Here is a 1,073-nt window from a genome sequence, read left to right on the forward strand (position 1 = left end):
TGGCGGTGACGCTCAGCGCGGTGTCGCTGGCGACGATATCGGTGATGGTGACGCTGACCCCGTTGTCCAGATCGGCCTGGGTGACCGGGCGGTTGACCAGCTCGTTGCCCTTGCCATCGACCACCACCAGGGTGTCGCCCACTTGGGTGCCTTCACCCAGGGTGACGGTGGCGGTGACGCCGTTTTCGATCTCCTCGGCGCTGTAGATGTCGCCGGACGCCGCTTCCAGCGTGACGGAGACGCTCGGCGCTTGGGCGTCGATCGTGCCACTGTCGGTCGCGCTATCGCGGTTGCCCGCCGGGTCGGTGACCGTGGCGGTGACGCTGATCGCGGTGTCGGTGGTCTCCAGGTCGGTCACGGTAACGATCAGGCCATCGGTCAGCATGTCTTGCGTTACGGCGCCGTTGAACAGCTCGTTGCCTTTGCCATCGACCACGACCAGGGTGTCACCCACTTGGGTGCCGTCACCCAGGGTGACGGTGGCGGTGACACCGTTTTCGATCTCCTCGGCGCTGTAGATGTCGCCGGTGGCGGCGTCAAGCTCGACGGAGACGCTCGGCGCTTGGGCGTCGATCGTGCCCGTGTCGGTCGCGCTATCGCGGTTGCCCGCCGGGTCGGTGACCGTGGCGGTGACGCTGATCGCGGTGTCGGTGGTCTCCAGGTCGGTCACGGTAACGACCAGGCCATCGGTCAGCATGGCTTGCGTTACGGCGCCGTTGAACAGCTCGTTACCCTTGCCATCGACCACCACCAGGGTGTCGCCCACTTGGGTGCCGTCACCCAGGGTGACGGTGGCGGTGACACCGTTTTCGATCTCGTCGGCGCTGTAGATATCACCGGTGGCCGCTTCCAGCGCCACGGTGACGGTCGGCGCTTGGGCGTCGATGGTGCCGTTGGCGGTGGACGTCGCGGTGTTACCCGCCGGGTCGGTGACCGTGGCGGTCACGCTCAGCGCGGTGTCGGTGGTCTCCAGGTCGGTGACCGTCACGCTGACCCCGTTGTCCAGATCGGCCTGGGTGACCGGGCGGTTGACCAGCTCGTTGCCTTTGCCATCGACCACCACCAGGGTGTCA

At 66.7% G+C, this 1,073-nt stretch carries 1 protein-coding gene; it reads right to left on the reverse strand.

The features are described 5' to 3' along the window. A partial coding sequence (locus LLY24_RS18270) for a hypothetical protein (RefSeq protein ID WP_259037750.1) occupies positions 1 to 1,073 on the reverse strand: 1,073 nt, incomplete at both ends.

The sequence above is a fragment of the Halomonas dongshanensis genome (genome assembly GCF_024790395.1).
GTDB classification, from domain to species: domain Bacteria; phylum Pseudomonadota; class Gammaproteobacteria; order Pseudomonadales; family Halomonadaceae; genus Vreelandella; species Vreelandella dongshanensis.